Genomic DNA, 17,350 nt, shown 5'->3' with positions numbered 1-17,350 from the left:
CCGCACCCCCTGGAAGCGTACGCCAGAGGCCGCAGACGAACGGAGCGTTCGATGCACGACGACCGCAGGCTGGTGGAGGACCGTCTCAACCGGGTGCTGGGCGAGCGGATCTGGACGGCGGTGTATCGGGACGCGGTCCCGCTGCGCGTGGAGCGCTGGAACGCGCCGGGCGAGCCGGTGCCGGTGCGCGAGGCGCTGGCCGCCGAGTACGCTCCGGCCGCCGTCGGCGACGCCTGGGGACCGCCGTGGGGGACCACCTGGTTCCGGCTGTCGGGGCGGGTGCCCCGGGAGTGGGCCGGGCGCACCGTGGAGGCGGTCATCGACCTGGGGTTCCACCCCGACCGGCCGGGCTTCTCCGCCGAGGGCCTGGTGCACGCTCCGGACGGCACGGCGATCAAGGGCCTCAACCCGCGCAACGCCTGGGTGCGGATCGGCGCGCCCGCTCGGGGCGGCGAGGAGGTGCTGCTGCACGTCGAGGCCGCGGCCAATCCGCTGATCCTGGGCCCGGACGGCTTCCTGCCCACTCCGCTCGGCGACGCCGACACGGCCGGCGACGCGCCTCTGTACCGGCTGGCCCGGACCGACCTCGCGGTGTTCGACGAGGAGGTCTGGGGGCTCGCCATGGACCTGGAGGTGCTGGGCCAGCTGATGCGGGAGCTGCCGCTGGAGGAGCCGCGCCGCTGGGAGATCCTGCGGACGGTCGAACGCGCCCTGGACGCGCTGGACGTCAACGACGTCGGCGGCACCGCCCCGGCCGCCCGCGAGCGCCTGGCCCCCTCGCTGGCCGCCCCCGCGCACGCCGGCGCGCACCGGATCTCCGCCGTCGGGCACGCCCACATCGATTCGGCCTGGCTGTGGCCGCTGCGCGAGACGGTGCGCAAGGTGGCGCGCACGGCGGCCAACGTCATCTCGCTGATGGACGAGCACCCCGGCCTGGTCTTCGCGATGTCGCAGGCCCAGCAGCTGGAGTGGCTCCGCGACCACCGGCCCGACGTCTACGCCCGGGTCAGACGGAAGGTGGTGGAGGGCCGGTTCGTTCCGGTGGGCGGCATGTGGGTGGAGTCCGACACCAACATGCCCGGTTCCGAGGCGCTGGCGCGGCAGTTCTGCTTCGGCACGCGCTTCTTCCGCGACGAGCTGGGGGTGCGGACCCGCGAGGTCTGGCTGCCCGACTCCTTCGGCTACTCGGCGGCGCTGCCGCAGCTCGTGAAGCTGTCGGGGGCGCGGTGGTTCCTCACCCAGAAGATCTCCTGGAGCCAGACCAACCGGTTCCCGCACCACACGTTCTGGTGGGAGGGCATCGACGGCACCAGGGTCTTCACGCACTTTCCCCCGGTGGACACCTACAACTCCGAGCTGACCGGCCACGAGCTCGCGCACGCCGTGCGCAACTACCGGGAGAAGGGCCGCGCCACGCGCTCCCTGGTTCCGTTCGGGCACGGGGACGGGGGCGGCGGCCCCACCAGGGAGATGCTGGGCCGCGCCGACCGGCTGGCCGACCTGGCGGGCTCGCCCCGGGTGCGGGTGGAGTCGGCGGCGGACTTCTTCGCCAAGGCCGCCGAGGACTATCCCGACGCGCCCGTGTGGCTGGGCGAGCTGTACCTGGAGTTCCACCGGGGCACCTACACCAGCCAGGCCAGGACCAAGCAGGGCAACCGGCGCAGCGAGCACCTGCTGCGCGAGGCCGAGCTGTGGGCGGCCACGGCGGCCGTGCGCACCGGGGCCGACTACCCCTACGAGCGGCTGGAGCGGCTGTGGAAGCTGGTGCTGCTCAACCAGTTTCACGACATCCTGCCGGGCTCCTCGATCGCGTGGGTGCACCGCGAGGCCGCCCGCACCTACGCCGCGATCGCCGAGGAGCTCACCGGGATCATCGAGGCGGCCCAGCGGGCCGTCGCCGGTGACGTCTCCGGCGGCGGGAGCGTGGTGTTCAACGCCGCTCCGCACGCCCGCGGCGGGGTGCCCGCGCTCGGCGCCGCGCGACCGGTCCCCGAGGGGCCCGACGTCGCGGTCGACTCCGGTGCGCGGGGCCACGTGCTGGACAACGGGCTGCTGCGCGTCACCGTCGACGGGCGCGGCCTGGTGACCTCGGTGCTGGACCTGGCCACCGGCCGCGAGGCGCTCGCCCCCGGCGGCCCCGGCAACCTGCTGCAGATCCACCCCGACCTGCCCAACGCCTGGGACGCCTGGGACGTGGACTCCTTCTACCGCAACAGCGTCACCGACCTGACCGGGGCCGAGGAGGTGGCGGTGGTGCTGAAGGGCCCGGACGCCGGCGCGGTCTCGGTCACGCGGGCGTTCGGATCCTCCAGGGTGACCCAGGTGCTGACGCTGCGGCGCGGGGCGCGGCGGCTCGACGTCGACACCGAGGTCGACTGGCACGAGCGCGAGACCTTCCTCAAGGCCGCGTTCCCGCTGGACGTGCGCGCCGAGAGCGCCGCGTCGGAGACGCAGTTCGGCCACCTCCACCGGCCCACCCACACCAACACCTCCTGGGACGCGGCCAAGTTCGAGACGTGCGCGCACCGCTGGATCCACGTGGGCGAGCCGGGGTACGGCCACGCGGTCGCCAACGACTCCACCTACGGCCACGACGTCTCCCGGACCGTGCGCGAGGACGGCGGCACGACCACGACGGTGCGGCTGTCGCTGCTGCGCGCGCCCCGGTTCCCCGATCCGGAGACCGACCAGGGCGTGCACCGGCTGCGCTACGCGCTGCTGCCCGGTGCCGGCATCGTCGACGCGGTGCGCGAGGGCTACCGGATCAACCTGCCCGAGCGCGTCGTCGCCGGCGACGCCGAGGTGGCCCCGCTGGTCACCGTCGACGACCCCGGCGTGGTGGTGGAGTCGCTCAAGCTCGCCGACGACCGCTCCGGCGACGTCGTGGTGCGCCTGTACGAGGCCCGCGGCGGCCGCGCCCGGGCCAGGCTGGGCACGTCCTTCCCCCTGGGCCGGGCGACGGCGGTGGACCTGCTGGAGGAGCCGCTGGCCGAGGCCCCCGTCCTCGACGTCGACGACGAGGGGGCCGCGTTCTCCCTGCGCCCGTTCCAGATCCTGACGCTGCGGTTGACGAGGGACCGGCCGACGATGTGACCCGGGTCACTACCATGGTCGGCAGTCCCTCCGCCGCCGCCCTGCGCGGTGCGGCGGGGCGGTCGGCCGCGCCCGGCGATAACAATTCGAAACACGGAGGCTCACAAAGCCTCACAAATGGTATTACCATTGCCGCAGTCATCCCGGCTGCGCCATTGGCGACGCGGACCGGGTCGCCCACCCCCTTGTTCGGAGGCACTGGTGGAAGCCATCGAGCCCGCCTACGGCACGGTGCCGTTGCTGTTGATAGCGGCGGCGGCGGTCGCCGTTCTGCTGTTCCTCGTCATGAAGGTGAAGCTGCACGCCTTCGTGTCCCTGGTGCTGGTCAGCCTGCTGGTGGCGCTGGCCACCCGGATTCCCCTGCCCGACATCGTGCCGACCCTGCTCGACGGCTTCGGCGGCACCCTGGCCAGCGTCGCACTGCTGGTCGGACTGGGCGTGATGATCGGGAGGCTGCTGGAGATCACCGGCGGCGCCGCGGTACTCGCCAACACCCTGATCAGAGCCTTCGGCGAGAAGCGCGCACCACTGGCGCTGGGCGTGGCCTCCCTGCTGTTCGGCTTCCCGATCTTCTTCGACGCCGGGCTGATCGTCATGCTCCCGGTCGTCTTCAGCGTGGCCCGCCGCCTGGGCGGCTCGGTGCTGCTCTACGCCCTGCCCACCGCGGGCGCGTTCGCGGTCATGCACGCCTTCGTGCCCCCGCACCCGGGTCCCGTGGCGGCCGCCGACCTACTCGGCGCCAACATGGGCATCACGCTCCTGGTCGGCCTGGTGATCGGCCTGCCGACCTGGTACCTGGCCGCCTACCTGTTCTCGCGCTTCGCCGGCCGCCGCTGGGAGCTCCCGGTCCCCGACGACTTCACCGCGGACGGGGAGCTCAAGTACGAGCGTCCGCCGCACGTCCTGCTCGTGCTGTGCGTCCTGCTGCTGCCGATGCTGCTGATCTTCGGCAACACCGGGATCAGCACGCTGGTCACGACCGGCGCGGTGGACGAGGGCCAACTCTGGGCGCAGATCCTGATCCTCATCGGCCAGACCCCCGTGGCGCTGCTCATCACCGCCATCGTGGCCATGTTCGCCCTGGGCGCGGGGCGCTTCTCCCGGGAGCGCGTGGACGAGATCGTCAACGGCGCGCTGGGCCCGGTCTGCTCCATCATCCTGATCACCGGCGCCGGCGGCATGTTCGGCGGCGTTCTGCGGGCGAGCGGCATCGGCGAGGCCCTGGCCTCCAGCCTGGAGACCACCGGCCTGCCGGTCATCGTCGCGGCGTTCGTGATCGCGCTGGCGCTGCGCGTGGCGCAGGGATCGGCCACGGTCTCCCTGACCACGGCCGCGGCCCTGGTGGCTCCGGCCGTCGCGGCCACCTCGGGGCTGTCGACGCTGGACCTGTCGTTCATCGTGATCGCGATCGCCTGCGGCTCCACCGCACTGTCCCACGTCAACGACTCGGGCTTCTGGCTGGTCGGCCGCTTCTTCGGCATGGACGTCAAGACCACGCTGAAGACCTGGACCCTGATGGAGACGCTGATCGGCGTGATCGGCTTCGCCTTCGCCTTCGTACTCAGCCTGGTGCTCTAGAGATTCGGGGGCGAGGGGGGCGGCTCGCGTGGAGTCCGCGCGTTGACCGCACTCCTCGCCCATGGTCCCAGGGCTCAGGCCCCTCTAGTCGACCGACCGGAGCGCGTCGACGACCTCGTCGACGATGGCGCGCATGGCGGCCTCCGCCACATCGGGGAGGCCGCCGTGGATGGCCGAGGCGACGTGGGCGTGCAGGCGCAGCGCCTCGGGCCGGGGGTGGTGCGGCATCAGGTCGTACTCGGTGCGGCCGGTGAGCACCTCGGCCACGACCCCGGACAGTCCGGCGAACATCTCGTTGCCGGACAGCTCCAGGATGAGCCGGTGGAACTCGATGTCCAGGAGCAGGAACGCCTCCAGGTCGCCGGCCGCGCCGGTGGCGGCCATCCGCTCGTTGATCCGCACGATGTGCTCCCGCTGGGCCGGTTCGGCCCGGCGGGCCGCGGCGGCCGCGGCCGGCGGCTCGACGGCCGCGCGCAGCTCGGTGAGCGAGCGCAGCTGGTCGTTGCGGCCGGGACCGGCCAGCCGCCAGCGGATCAGCTGCGGATCGAAGACGCTCCACTCCTGCGCGGGCCGGACCCGGATCCCGGTGCGCGGCCGGCTGACCACGAGCCGCATGGACTCCAGCACCCGCACGGCCTCGCGGGCCACGGTCCGCGACACCCCGTAATCGCGCTCCAGGCGTTCTAGCGTGAAGACGTGTCCGGCCGCGTACTCGCCCGCGGCGATGGCGGGCCCCAGGTCGGCCAGCACGCGGTTGTGCAGGGTGCGGTGATCCGCGTCAGCGGCCATGGGGCTCCTTCGTGCGCGCGCCGACCGGGACCGGGTCGGGGCGGGTGGGACTGGCGTGGCACATTAGTAACACTATTGGATTGGATCGTCCCGTTCGATCACATCTTCACGGACGGGACGCGGAAGGTGGGAACATGCATTTCGTCTTCATGGGCGTCTCCGGCAGCGGCAAGAGCACGGTGGCCATGCGCGTCGCCGAACGGCTCGGGCTGCCCTACGCGGAGGCGGACGTGTTCCACCCCGAGGCCAACATCGGCAAGATGTCCAGCGGCACGCCGCTGACCGACGCCGACCGCACCCCGTGGCTGGAGTCGCTGGCGGCCTGGATCGCCGAGCAGGAGCGGACGGGAGCGTCCACGGTCATGGCCTGCTCGGCGCTCAAGCGCGCCTACCGCGACATCCTGCGGACCGGGGCGCCCGGGGTCTGCTTCGTCCACCTCGACGGCTCCACCGAGCTCATCGCCTCCCGGCTGAGGGAGCGCTCCGGCCACTTCATGCCGACGGGCCTGCTCACCTCCCAGGCGGCCACCCTGGAGCCGCTGGCCCCCGACGAGGACGGCGTCACCATCGACATCGCGCCCAGCGCCGAGGAGATCACCGAGGAGGCCGTGCGCATCGTGACCGAAGCCCTGGGGACCGCGCGCCGCTAACGCATCTCCATGTGCCCCATGCGGGTGGAGATCTCCGCGGCGGCCTTGGCGACGGTCCGGCCGACCTCGTCGAGCAGGTCGCTCTCCATGCGGTAGGAGGGGCCGGACGCGCTGACCGCGGCGATCACCTCGCCGCTGAGCCCGCGGATGGGGGCGGCGACCGCGTTGAGCCCGAACTCCAGCTCCTCGGTCGCCGTCGCGTACCCGCGCTCCAGCACCTCGTCGAGCTGGGCGCGCAGCGCTTCGGGGTCCGTCACGGTGTTGGGGGTGACCTCTTCGAGGGGGCCGCGCAGCAGTCGGCGGAGCTCGGCGTACTCCATGTGGGCCAGCAGCACCTTGCCGCTGGAGGTCGCGTGCAGGGGGTTCTGCCGACCGATCCAGTTCTGGCTGACCACGGCCGAGGCTCCGCGCACCTGGTCGATGTTGACCACGGTGCCGCCGCTGCGGATGGCGACGTTGACGGTCTCGCCGATCTCGGCGGCGAGGTCCTCGCACACCCGGCGGCTCTGCTGGGTGAGGTCGAGTCCGGCCGCCATGGTGCCGGCGAGCCGGATGATCCCGAAGCCCAGCCGGTACTTGCCGCGCAGGCCGGGCTGCTCCACCAGCCCGCGCCGTTCGAGCGCGCCGACCAGCCGGAAGGCCGTGGACTTGTGCACCCCGAGCTCGGCGGCGATCTCGGTGACCCCGGCCTCGCCGTGCCGGGCCAGGATCTCCAGCACCGTGACGGCCCGGTCCACCGACTGCACCGGTGCGCCCCTGTTCGCCTCCGCGCCACCACCCGACTCCCGCTGTGGCCCCCGTGACTCGGATCCTGCTCGTCCGGCCGATCCGTCACGGGGTGCGTGGTCGTTGTTGGTAGCCATGAAAACCACGATAGTGGCCGACCCTTGGCGGAACCTGGACAGTGCGGGCGCCGCGCGCACCGCAGGCGCCGCCGGGGCGGCCGGTCAGGAGCGGCGCCCCCGCGCCGTCTCCAGCAGCCGGTCCAGCACGTGGCCGGCGCGGTCGGCGGGGACGAGGACGCGGTAGGACGGGGACGGGCCGGGGCGGTGCAGGCCGACGCGGACGCCGGCCAGGGTGGTCGGGGCGTAGCGGCCGGGCGCGAAGGCCCGAGGGCGCGGGGGCGGGGCGCAGTCACGGGCGAGGACCCCCTCGGCCCCGGGGCCGCACAGCTCCAGGACCGCGTACCGGGCGGAGACGTCGACGACGCTGCCGCACACCGCCCCGTACTCGCCGCCCAGCGCGCAGGCCAGGCCGATGGCCAGGCCGCGCCCCGTGGCGGACTCGTCCACGACGAGGTAGCGGCCGGGGCCGTGCCACAGCACGTGCGGCCGGCCGTCGCCGCAGGCCCGGCCGGGGCCCGGCAGGGCGCAGCTGAGGAACTCCGCCGCCATCCGGGCGGCCGGCGCCGCCTCCTCCGGATCGACCCGGAGCTCCACCTGCGCGTACGGCGGCAGTTCGCGCACGGACACCGCCGCGTCCGGACCGGCGCCGCGGGTGAGCGGGGCGCGTGCGGATGGGTTCATGGTCGCGGCCTTTCTCTGGTGTCCCTCACGGATGGTTCCTCATCGGGCTTTGACCGCCGCGTTCGCGGGGCGAGACGGGGGTTTCAGGGCCCGGACCCGCTGTGCCGCCGGCGGCCTGCGCGCACTGCGGCAGCCGCCCCCGCGCGAACCCGGTCGTCGGACATCAGTCAGCCGCGCAGCCTGAGCATCTGCGGGTCGAAGAGCGGTTCGGCGGCGACCAGGGCCGGGACGCGCCGGGAGAAGTAGCCGATCTCCAGCTCGACCCCCGGTTCGGCGTGCTCGGCCGGCAGCCAGGCGTAGGCGATCCCGGTGCCGACCGTGTGGCCGTAGCCCGCGCTGGTGACGTAGCCGATGGCGGATTCGGCCCCGGGGACGCACACGGGCTCGCCGCCCATCACGGTGTCGGCGGGATCGGCGATGGTCAGGCAGGCCAGGCGGCGCTTGACCGCCTCGGGATCGCGTCCCTCCAGTGCGGCGCGGCCGACGAAGTCGTCCTTGGCCATCCGCACCGCGAAACCGAGCCCGGCCTCATAGGGGTCGTGCTCGTTGGTCATGTCCGCGCCGTAGGCCCGGTAGCCCTTCTCCAGGCGCAGGGCGGTGAACGCGCCGCGCCCCGCCGCGATCGCCCCGAGCGGGCGGCCGGCCGCCCACAGCGTGTCCCACAGCCGCAGGCCCAGGTCAGTCGTCGTGTACAGTTCCCAGCCGAGTTCACCCACGTAGGACACCCGCAGCGCCAGCACCGGCACGTCACCGACGTGGAACCGGGCGCAGCGGAAGTAGCGCAGGCCGTCGTTGGACAGGTCGTGGTCGGCCAGCGGCTGCACCAGGTCGCGGGCGAGCGGCCCCCACACCCCGATGCAGGTGGTGCCCGGGGTGGCGTCGCGGACCTGGACGGTGCCGTCGGCGGGCAGGTGGCGGCGGAGCCAGTCGAGGTCGAGCGGGCTGTTCACGCCCACCTGGAACTCCTGCTCGGCGACCCGGGCGACCGTGATGTCGCCGCGCAGCCGGCCCGTCTCGTCCAGCAGCAGGCAGTAGGTGACGGCGCCGGGCTCCCGGTGCGCGTTGCCGGTCGTCATGCGGTCCAGGAACGCCGCGGCCCCGGGGCCGGTGACCGCCAGCCGCATCAGCGAGGACATGTCGTACAGCGCCACCCGCTCCCTGGTGACCTGGGCCTCCGCGCCGATGATCGGGGACCAGTACCGCGCGGCCCACTCCCCCGGCGCGGGGATGTCGCGCCCTTCGGTCAGGTGCGCGTTGGCCTCGTACCAGTGCGGCCGCTCCCAGCCCGACGCCTCCAGGAGGTACCCGCCGAGTTCGGCCTGGCGGGGGTGGAACGGGCTGGTCCGCAACGGGCGGGGCTCCTCCATCGGCTGCAGCGGGTGGAGGGCGTCGTAGACCTCGATGAAGTTGCGGCAGCCGCGCTCCCGAACGTAGCCGGGGGCGAGTTGGTGCGGCTGGAACCGGTTGACGTCGCAGCCGTGCAGGTCCAGAGTCGGGGCGCCGTCCACGATCCACTCGGCCATCGCCCGCGCGACGCCGGCCGAGTGCGTGATCCAGACGGCCTCGGCCACCCAGAAGCCGGCGACCTCCGGCGACTCCCCCATGAGCGGCATGTTGTCCGGGGTGAAGGAGAACAGTCCGTTGAAGCCCTCCTCGACCTCGGTCCCGCCGAGCGCGGGCAGCAGCTCCCGGCTGTCGGCCCAGGCCGGGGCGAAGTCATCGGGGGTGAAGTCCAGCATGGAGGGCATGGGCCGGTCGGTCGCCGTGGCCGGGGTGCCGATCGCGTCGGCGTCGACGGGCATGGGGCGGTGCCCGTAGTAGCCGATGCCGATCCGGTCGAAGCGCTCCCTGTAGTACAGGTCGCGCTCCTGGTACCGCAGAATCGGGTGGTCGGCCTCGGCTCCGGCCCCGGCCAGCGCGGGCACCCGACCGGTCCAGGCGAACTGGTGGGCCAGCGGGACCAGCGGCAGCGTCATTCCGACCATGCGGGTGATCCGCGGTCCCCACATCCCCGCGCACGTCACCACCAGGTCGGCGGGAATGCGGCCCTGGTCGGTGCGCACCCCGGTGACGCGCCCGCCGGTGACCTCGATGTCGAGCACCTCGTGCTGCGGCAGGAACCGGGCACCGCGCCACACCGCGGCCTCGGCCTGGGCCCTGGCGGCGAGCACGGCGTCGGCCAGGCCGTCGGTGGGCGTGTGCAGGCCGCCGAGCACCCGCTCGGCCTCGACGAGCGGGTGCAGCCGGGCGCACTCGTCCGGGTCGAGCACCCGCCCCGGGATCCCCCACGCGTTCGCCCAGCCGCCGCGCCGGTGCAGCTCGGCCAGGCGTTCGGGGGTCGCGGCCAGTTCCAGCCCGCCGACCCGGTTGAAGCAGGGCCGGTCGGCCACGCGCAGCGCGCCGTACTTGGCCACGGTGTAGCGGGCGAAGTCGGACATGACCTTGGCCGCGTTGGTCTGGAAGACCAGCCCCGGCGCGTGGGAGGTCGAGCCGCCGCAGGAGTAGAGCGGCCCCTGGTCCACGACGGTGACGTCGGTGTACCCGCGCGCAGTGAGCTCGTCGGCCAGCGCGCATCCGACGATGCCCGCACCGATGAGGACGACCCGGGGCGCGGTTCGAAGGGCGGATTCGGAGGTCGGCATGGCACTCCACCTTCGCCGTCGAAGTTTCTTTCAGCGCAACAAAGCGCGAGTTACGCAACAGCGTCCGTCGCGTGCGCACACCTGTCAAGAGGATCGGGCGAGTCCGGATCCGGCGAGTCGCGCGTCTTGACGAACCCGGGATGTCCGACGCACTGTCTCTGATAGAAGAACACGTTGCCCATTACGCAACCTTGGTGCAACGCAGATGTCTCACCCGGCCGCCTTTGCGACCGTCCGACTGCGAGGAGGCGCCCATGTCCGGCGGAGCCACCGAACCGATCCGGGGACGCGACCACGTCCTCACCCTCGACTGCCCCGACCGGCCCGGCATCGTGCACGCGGTGGCGGAGTTCCTGGTGCACCACGACGCCAACATCACCGAGAGCCGGCAGTTCGACGACCCCGACACCGGGCGGTTCTTCATGCGCGTGCAGTTCGAGACGCCGGACCCGCGGCGCAGCGCCGGGGAGCTCGCCCAGGGGTTCGGCTGGGTCGCCGAGGCCTTCGGCATGTCCTGGCGCCTGGTCGACGCCGCGGTGCGCACGCGCGCGCTGATCCTGGTCTCGCGCTACGAGCACTGCCTCAACGACCTGCTGTTCCGCCGGCACATCGGCGCGCTGCCCATCGACGTCGCGCTCATCGTCTCCAACCACCCCGACGCCGCCGACCTGGCCGCGTCCTACGGGTTGGACTTCCGGCACGTCCCGGTGACGCCGCAGACCAAGCCGGAGGCCGAGGCCGAACTGATGGGCCTGGTCGACGAACTGGGCATCGACCTGGTGGTGCTGGCCCGCTACATGCAGATCCTCTCCCCCGAGCTGTGCAAGCGGCTGGAGGGCCGGGCGATCAACATCCACCACTCGTTCCTGCCCGGCTTCAAGGGGTCGCGGCCCTACCACCAGGCGCACGCCCGCGGCGTCAAGCTGATCGGGGCGACCGCCCACTACGTCACCCCCGATCTGGACGAGGGGCCGATCATCGAGCAGGACGTGATCCGGGTGGACCACTCGATGGGCGCCGCCCACCTCGCCGCCGTCGGCCGCGACGTGGAGTCCCAGGTGCTGGCCCGGGCCGTGCGCTGGCACAGCGAACAGCGCGTCCTGCTCAACGAGGGGCGCACCGTGGTGTTCGCCTGAGCGGGCGCGCGGTCGGGGAAAGGGGCGGTCCGCGGCGGACCGCCCCTTGGCGCCGATCGGGTCAGCCGGCCACGAGCCGGTGCAGATCCTGCTTCGGCACGAACTTCTTGGGGTCGACGAAGGGCTTCTCGACGACCGTGGCCGAGACGAGGCCGTGCTGCGTCCGCACGCTCAGCTCGGTGCCGAGCGCCGAGGCCTCGACCGGGACCATGGCGAACCCGATGTTGCGCTCCAGCTTCGGCGAGAAGCAGGCCGAGGTGACCTTGCCGATCACCTCGCCGCCGGGACGCGAGACCGGGAAGACGTCGATCATGGAGCCGTCGTTGTAGGAACCCAGCGGCGGCCCGCTGATCTCCACCCCCGCCAGCTTGCGGCTGATGCCGGTGTCGCGGATGCGGGTGAGCGCCTCCTTGCCGACGAAGTCGGCCTCCTGGTCCAGGTCGACCATCCAGCTCACCTCGTAGCCGTAGCCCACCTCGAACGGGTTGGTGTCCAGCCCGATGTCGCTGCCCCAGGCGAGGATGCCGCCCTCGATCCTGCGGATGTGGCAGGGGCCGATGACCTGGATGCCGTGCGGGGTGCCGGCCTCGATCACCTTGTCCCACAGCGTCATCGCGTCGCGCGTGGCGTTGCGCAGGTAGATCTCGAACCCCAGTTCCGAGGTGTAGCCGGTGCGCGAGACCACCACGTCGAGGCCGTCGAGGTCGTACTCGGCGCAGAAGTAGTACGGGATGTCCAGCACGCGCTCGCCGAACAGGTCGACCATGACGTCCCTGGACTTGGGCCCCTGCACCTGGAGCGGGCCGACGTCGGCCTCGCGGATCGTGACGTCCAGTCCGCTGTTGTAGGCCAGCCCCTGCGCCCACAGCAGCACGTCGCTGTCGGCCAGGGACAGCCAGAAGTGGTTCTCGCCCAGGCGCAGCAGCACGGGGTCGTTGATGATGCCGCCGTCAGGGGCGGTGACGAACACGTACTTGCACTGCCCCACCTTGCACTTGGTGAGGTCGCGCGGCACCAGCATGTTGGTGAAGGTGAACGCGTCCGGTCCGGTGATCTCCACCTGGCGCTCCACGCCGACGTCCCACAGCGTCACTCCGTTGAGCAGGTGCCAGTACTCGGCGACCGGGTCGCCGTAGTGCCTCGGGTGGTAGGTGTGGTTGTACACGCTGTACTTGGCCACGCCGTGCCGGCGCGACGCGTAGAAGTACGGCGACTTCCTGATCCGGCTGTAGAGCAGGATCTCCGGGTTCTCGATGACGGTCATGGGGACCTCCATCACTCGATACGCAACGCGATTCGCTATGCGCAACAGAGCGTCTCCCGCCGCGGTTCGGGGTGTCAAGGGGTGACATGCCAAGTTAGTTTCGTGTAGCGCAACGGACATCTGTTGACGCAACGGAACGGCCGGTTTTACGCTGCAATCCAGCCAAAAAGTTTTTCTATAAGCATCGTGTTTCTTATAGCGCAACAACTGAGATCCGCGCGACCCCTCGGTCACGCAGGACTCGGAAAGCGGGGCGGACCCATGGTCAAACTGCTGGCGACCATCGAACACGCCGTCAAGAAACCCATCTGGGACTGCCGCATGTGCGGCCAGTGCGTTCTGCACTCCACCGGCCTCACCTGCCCCATGACCTGCCCGAAGACGTTGCGCAACGGCCCGTGCGGCGGAGTGCGCGAGGACGGGCGCTGCGAGGTGCGACCCGAGATGCGCTGCGTCTGGCTGAAGGCGCAGACCCGCTCGGAGCGGATGCCGCGCCCCTGGCGCGAGGAGTTCGACGACCTGCGCCCGCCCGTGGACGGGCGACTGCGCGGCACGTCGTCCTGGCTGAACCTGCTGACCGGGCGCGACCGGGTCACCCCGCAGGGCTGGGACGCCGGCGAGCGGGAGGCCTGAGGTGCCGGGCCTGGCCGAACTCCTCGGTGCGGCCACCGCCTCCCGACCGGTCATCACGGCGGAGCTGCCCGCGGTCGACGGAGGCGGGCCCGACGCCGTGCGGGCGCACGTCACCCGCCTCGCCCCGCACGTCGACGCGATCAACGCCACCGACAACCCCGCCGCACACGCGCACGCGGCCAACCTGGCGATCGCCATCGCGGTGCGCGAGCTCGGCGTGGAACCGGTGCTGCAGGTGGTGTGCAGGGACAAGAACCGGCTGGCCCTGCAGGCCGACATCGTCGGCGCCGCGCTGCACGGCATCACCTCGATCTGCTGCCTGACCGGCGACGACGTGACCGCCGGCGACGAGCCGGAGGCCAAGCGGGTCTTCGACCTGGACGCGCCCCAGCTCATCCGGACCGCGGCGACGCTGGCCCGCGGCAGCTACCTGTCGGGGCGCCCGCTCACCCCGGCTCCCCCGCTGTTCATCGGTGCGGTGGAGAACCCAGCGGCGCCCCCGTTCGAGTACCGGGTGCGCCGGGGGTTGAAGAAGGCCGCGGCCGGTGCGCGGTTCCTGCAGTTGCAGATCTGCTACCGGCCCGAGCGGCTGGCCGACTTCGCCGAACTGGCCGAGCGCACCGGCCTCACCCGCAAGGTCGCGCTGCTGCCGACCATCTGCCTGGTACGGGGGGCCCAAGCGCTGCGGTTCATGGACGCCAACGTGCCCGGCGTCTACGTCCCGGCCGATCTGATCGAGCGCGTCGAGCGCGCCTCCGACCAGCGCGAGGCCGCCTACCGGATCGCGCTGGAGCAGGCCCGGCACGCGCTCGCCCAGCCCGGTGTGCGCGGGCTGCACATCGCCGACTTCCGGCGTGACGACACGCTGGCCCGGCTGCGCGCCGACCTCGGCCTCCCGGCCGTCCGCCCGCTCCCGGACGGCTCGTCCCTGGCGGTCTGAGCACGCGGAGTGGCGGGGCGGACCCGGCCCGCCGCCGGGCCGGCCGGATCCGGTCCGGTCAGGCCGTGGCCACCTCGTCCTTGACGCGCAGGCGCTCGCCGTAGAAGCCGCCGACGGCGGTGACCAGCGCCACCCCGATCAGCAGCAGCGCCGCCGACCACGACCGGCCGCCGCTGGTCTCCAGTAGCGCCGTCGCCGCGAACGGCAGGAAGCCGCTGAGCGCACCCGCGATGTTGTAGGCCAGCGCCACGCCGCTGTAGCGCAGCCGGGCCGGGAACAGCTCGGTGAGCAGCGCGCCCGTGACCGCATAAGCGATCGAGAGCACGCCCACCCCCGCGGTGACGGCCAGGATGATCAGCAGCGTGCTCCTGGTGTCGACCAGCCAGAAGATCGGGAAGGCGCAGACGGCCGTGGCCAGGCCGCCCCACAGGGTGACCCGCCCGGGGCCGAGCCGGTCGGCGAGCCGGCCCACCAGGATCAGCACCACGATCTGGACCGCGGCCGCCACCAGCGTGGCGTTGACCATCACGCTGCGGGAGACGTCCAGGGTGCCGGCGCCGTAGCTGATCATGAACGTGGTCATGATGTAGAACCCGCCGACGCCGAGGAACGCCGCGGCGATGGCCACGACCAGCCGGCCCCACGCCTGCCGGAAGACGTCCAGCGCCGGGACCTTCGCCCGCTCGTCCTGCTTGACCAGCTCGTCGAAGAGCGGCGACTCCTCGACCCTGCGGCGGATGTAGACGGCGATGATCAGCAGCGGGAACGCCGCCAGGAACGGCAGCCGCCAGCCCCACGAGTCGAAGGAGTCCGCAGGGAGCAGCAGCACCAGGGCGAAGGCGCCCGAGGACATCAGCGTGCCCACCGGCGAGCCGATCTGCGGCAGCACGGCGTAGCGGCTGCGGCGCTCCGGCGGGGCGTGCTCCACCGCCAGTGTCACCGCGCCGCCCCATTCGCCGCCCACCGCGATGCCCTGGAGCAGCCGCAGCAGCGCGAGCAGGACGGGTGCGGCGATGCCGATGGCCGTGAAGTCGGGCAGCACGCCGATCAGGCCGGTGGCCACGCCGATCATCACCACGGTGATCAGCAGCGCCGGGCGTCTGCCGATGCGGTCGCCGACCCAGCCGAAGACGACCGCGCCGACGGGCCGGGCCACGAACCCCACGCCGAACGTGGCGAAGGCGGCCAGCGTGGCCGCCGTGGGATCCAGCGCGGTGAAGTACAGCCGGTTGAAGACGATGGCGGCCGCGGTGCCGAAGAGGAAGTAGTCGTACCACTCCAGCGCGGTGCCGACGAACGCGGCGAACGCGATGCGCCGGGCCTCCTTGTCGGTCACCACCGGCTTCGCTTTGCCCGGCGGACCGCCGGGCCGGTCGTGCTGGGTCATCGTGTCGCTCCTGTGTCGGGGCCGCGCGGTCGCGGGCCTTGGGGGATCGGGCCGTCCACCGCCAGGCCGTGCCCGGCGAGCAGGTCTGCGCCGTGCACGCACTCCCCGGCCACGAACGTGGCCAGGACGCCGATTCCGCCGATGCGCCCGCTGTCGACCTCGACGGGGTCGTCGGCGAGCAGCACGAAGTCGGCGTGCTTGCCGGGGGTGATGCTGCCGCGGCGGTGCTCGTCGTGGCTCGCCCATGCGGCGTCGATGGTGTAGGCGCGCAGCGCCTGCTCGGGCCCGACCCGCTCGTCGGGCCCGAGCACGATCCCGGCGCTGCTGCGCCGTTCGACCATGGACTGCATGCCCAGCAGCGGGGCGCCCGGCGCGACCGGGCGGTCGGAGCTGCCCGGCACCCGCAGTCCCGCGTCGAGGAAGGACCGGTGCCGGTACAGCCACGGGGTGCGCTCGGGGCCCAGCGCCTCGGCCATGGTGTCGCCCACCGCGTGCAGGAAGCGCGGCTGCGGCACCGGCACGGCGCCCAGTTCGGCGTAGCGGGCCAGCTGGTCGGGGCGGACCACTCCGGAGTGCTCGATCCGGTGCCGGACGTCGCGGCGCGGCGCGGCCCGCCCGGCCTCGGCGAACGCGTCGAGGGCGAGGTCGACGGCGCTGTCGCCGATGGCGTGCGCCGCGACCCGCCAGCCGGCGCGGTGCGCGTCGACGACGAGCGCGCGCATCTCCTCGGGCCCGGCCTGGAGGTACCCGGATCCGTGGGCGTGGCCGCAGAACGGCTCGGTCACCGCGGCGGTGCGGCCGATCAGGGAGCCGTCCAGCCAGATCTTCATCGGCCCCAGCCGCAGCCGGTCGTCGCCGAACCCGGTGCGCAGGCCCAGGTCCAGGCCGACGTCGATGCCGTCGTCGGCGTGCGAGCGCAGCGGGTGCAGGTTGTCGCCGGCCACCATGAGCTCGACCCGGACGCCCAGCGCGCCGCGGTCCCTGGCGAGCTGGTAGGCGGCGGCCTCGACGGGGCTGCGCCCGATGAGGCCGAGGCCGATCCCGGCCTCCACCACGTGGGTGAGCCCTTCGGCCGCGTAGACCGCGCTCGCCCTGCCGATGGCGTCGGCCAGTTCGGTCACCGGGTAGGGCATGACGAGCGCGGTGACCAGGCCCTGGGCCTGTTCCTGCAGCAGCCCCGTCGGGACGCCGTCGGCGTCGCGCACCACCACGCCGCCCTCGGGCACGTCCGCTCCGCCGCCGAGCACGCCGGCCAGCCGCAGCACCTCGCTGCTGACCGCGCACATGTGCCCGGAGCGGTGCTTGAGCCAGACCGGCCGGCCGCCGGCGGCCCGGTCGAGTCCGGCGCGGTGCGGGTGGGCGCCCATGGCGGTGTCGTCGTAGCCCGATCCCACGACCCATGCGTCGGCCGGCAGCCCGGCGGCGCGGCGCGCGACCGCGTCGTAGAGGGCCGGCAGGGTCGCCGCCCCCTCCAGGTCGAGCTCGTCCAGCGACTGGCCGAACCAGGCCATGTGGTTGTGGGCGTCGCCGAAGCCGGGGGCGATGACGGCTCCGCCGCAGTCGACGGCGGTGCGGGCCGGCAGGTCGGCCACCGCGTCGTCGAGGCCGGCGACGCGGCCGGCGAACACGCCGAGCGTGCGGGCCCGGGGGCGGTCGTCGTCGACCGTCCGGATCCGGGCGTTGAACAGCTTCAGGTCCAGCACGTGCGGTGG

The 17,350-nt window shown here is 72.8% G+C and carries 13 protein-coding genes; 6 read left to right on the top strand and 7 right to left on the bottom strand.

The features are described from left to right. The first annotated feature begins 51 nt into the window (after nt 1-51). Both HDA32_RS07975 and HDA32_RS07970 read left to right on the top strand, forming a co-directional pair. Nucleotides 52-3,093, top strand: coding sequence for an alpha-mannosidase (locus tag HDA32_RS07975; RefSeq protein ID WP_179642589.1), 3,042 nt, complete (start codon nt 52-54; stop codon nt 3,091-3,093). A 201-nt stretch (nt 3,094-3,294) separates the two neighbouring features. Continuing rightward, complete coding sequence (locus HDA32_RS07970) at nt 3,295-4,671, top strand: GntP family permease (RefSeq protein WP_179642588.1); 1,377 nt, start codon at nt 3,295-3,297, stop codon at nt 4,669-4,671. Nucleotides 4,672-4,755: 84 nt separating this feature from the next. On the opposite strand, the gene HDA32_RS07965 is transcribed toward HDA32_RS07970, so the two are convergent. Next, nucleotides 4,756-5,460, bottom strand: a complete 705-nt coding sequence (locus tag HDA32_RS07965; protein ID WP_179642587.1) for a FadR/GntR family transcriptional regulator — start codon at nt 5,458-5,460, stop codon at nt 4,756-4,758. 134 nt (nt 5,461-5,594) lie between these two features. Here HDA32_RS07965 and HDA32_RS07960 point away from each other — a divergent pair, with 134 nt between their 5' ends. After that, the gene (locus tag HDA32_RS07960) at nt 5,595-6,110 is read left to right on the top strand and encodes a gluconokinase (protein WP_179642586.1); all 516 of its coding nucleotides are present in this window, start codon (nt 5,595-5,597) and stop codon (nt 6,108-6,110) included. On the opposite strand, the gene HDA32_RS07955 is transcribed toward HDA32_RS07960, so the two are convergent. The 3 genes from HDA32_RS07955 to HDA32_RS07945 all read right to left on the bottom strand — a co-directional run bounded on the left by HDA32_RS07955 (nt 6,107) and on the right by HDA32_RS07945 (nt 10,278). Next, nucleotides 6,107-6,856: an IclR family transcriptional regulator gene (locus tag HDA32_RS07955; protein ID WP_312863086.1), complete on the bottom strand. Its 750-nt coding sequence runs from the start codon at nt 6,854-6,856 to the stop codon at nt 6,107-6,109. The genes HDA32_RS07960 and HDA32_RS07955 overlap by 4 nt on opposite strands. Nucleotides 6,857-7,057: 201 nt before the next feature. Further along, the gene (locus tag HDA32_RS07950) at nt 7,058-7,636 is read right to left on the bottom strand and encodes a sarcosine oxidase subunit gamma (RefSeq protein WP_179642584.1); all 579 of its coding nucleotides are present in this window, start codon (nt 7,634-7,636) and stop codon (nt 7,058-7,060) included. Between the two features lie 167 nt (nt 7,637-7,803). Further along, complete coding sequence (locus tag HDA32_RS07945; protein ID WP_179642583.1) at nt 7,804-10,278, bottom strand: GcvT family protein; 2,475 nt, start codon at nt 10,276-10,278, stop codon at nt 7,804-7,806. Between the two features lie 254 nt (nt 10,279-10,532). Between HDA32_RS07945 and purU the strand changes: the two genes are divergently transcribed. After that, nucleotides 10,533-11,414, top strand: coding sequence for a formyltetrahydrofolate deformylase (gene purU / locus HDA32_RS07940; protein WP_179642582.1), 882 nt, complete (start codon nt 10,533-10,535; stop codon nt 11,412-11,414). Between the two features lie 61 nt (nt 11,415-11,475). Here purU and HDA32_RS07935 read toward each other — a convergent pair whose 3' ends face one another. Continuing rightward, a complete protein-coding gene (locus HDA32_RS07935; protein WP_179642581.1) occupies nt 11,476-12,678 on the bottom strand; it encodes a glycine cleavage T C-terminal barrel domain-containing protein in 1,203 nt (400 codons plus the stop codon). 261 nt (nt 12,679-12,939) lie between these two features. Here HDA32_RS07935 and HDA32_RS07930 point away from each other — a divergent pair, with 261 nt between their 5' ends. Both HDA32_RS07930 and HDA32_RS07925 read left to right on the top strand, forming a co-directional pair. Continuing rightward, the gene (locus HDA32_RS07930; RefSeq protein ID WP_179642580.1) at nt 12,940-13,311 is read left to right on the top strand and encodes a methylenetetrahydrofolate reductase C-terminal domain-containing protein; all 372 of its coding nucleotides are present in this window, start codon (nt 12,940-12,942) and stop codon (nt 13,309-13,311) included. Nucleotide 13,312: 1 nt separating this feature from the next. Further along, the gene (locus HDA32_RS07925) at nt 13,313-14,251 is read left to right on the top strand and encodes a methylenetetrahydrofolate reductase (RefSeq protein ID WP_179642579.1); all 939 of its coding nucleotides are present in this window, start codon (nt 13,313-13,315) and stop codon (nt 14,249-14,251) included. Between the two features lie 58 nt (nt 14,252-14,309). Here HDA32_RS07925 and HDA32_RS07920 read toward each other — a convergent pair whose 3' ends face one another. Continuing rightward, the gene (locus HDA32_RS07920) at nt 14,310-15,638 is read right to left on the bottom strand and encodes an MFS transporter (protein ID WP_179642578.1); all 1,329 of its coding nucleotides are present in this window, start codon (nt 15,636-15,638) and stop codon (nt 14,310-14,312) included. Further along, nucleotides 15,635-17,341 (bottom strand): amidohydrolase, encoded by a 1,707-nt coding sequence (locus HDA32_RS07915; RefSeq protein ID WP_179642577.1) that lies wholly within the window; start codon nt 17,339-17,341, stop codon nt 15,635-15,637. Before HDA32_RS07915 ends, HDA32_RS07920 begins: the two co-directional genes overlap by 4 nt. Nucleotides 17,342-17,350: the final 9 nt, after the last annotated feature.

Origin of the sequence: Spinactinospora alkalitolerans (assembly GCF_013408795.1) — a bacterium.
In the GTDB taxonomy this organism is placed as follows: Bacteria; Actinomycetota; Actinomycetes; order Streptosporangiales; family Streptosporangiaceae; genus Spinactinospora; species Spinactinospora alkalitolerans.
Note: the sequence above shows the minus strand (reverse complement) of the source record. Positions and strands in the feature narration are given on the sequence as shown.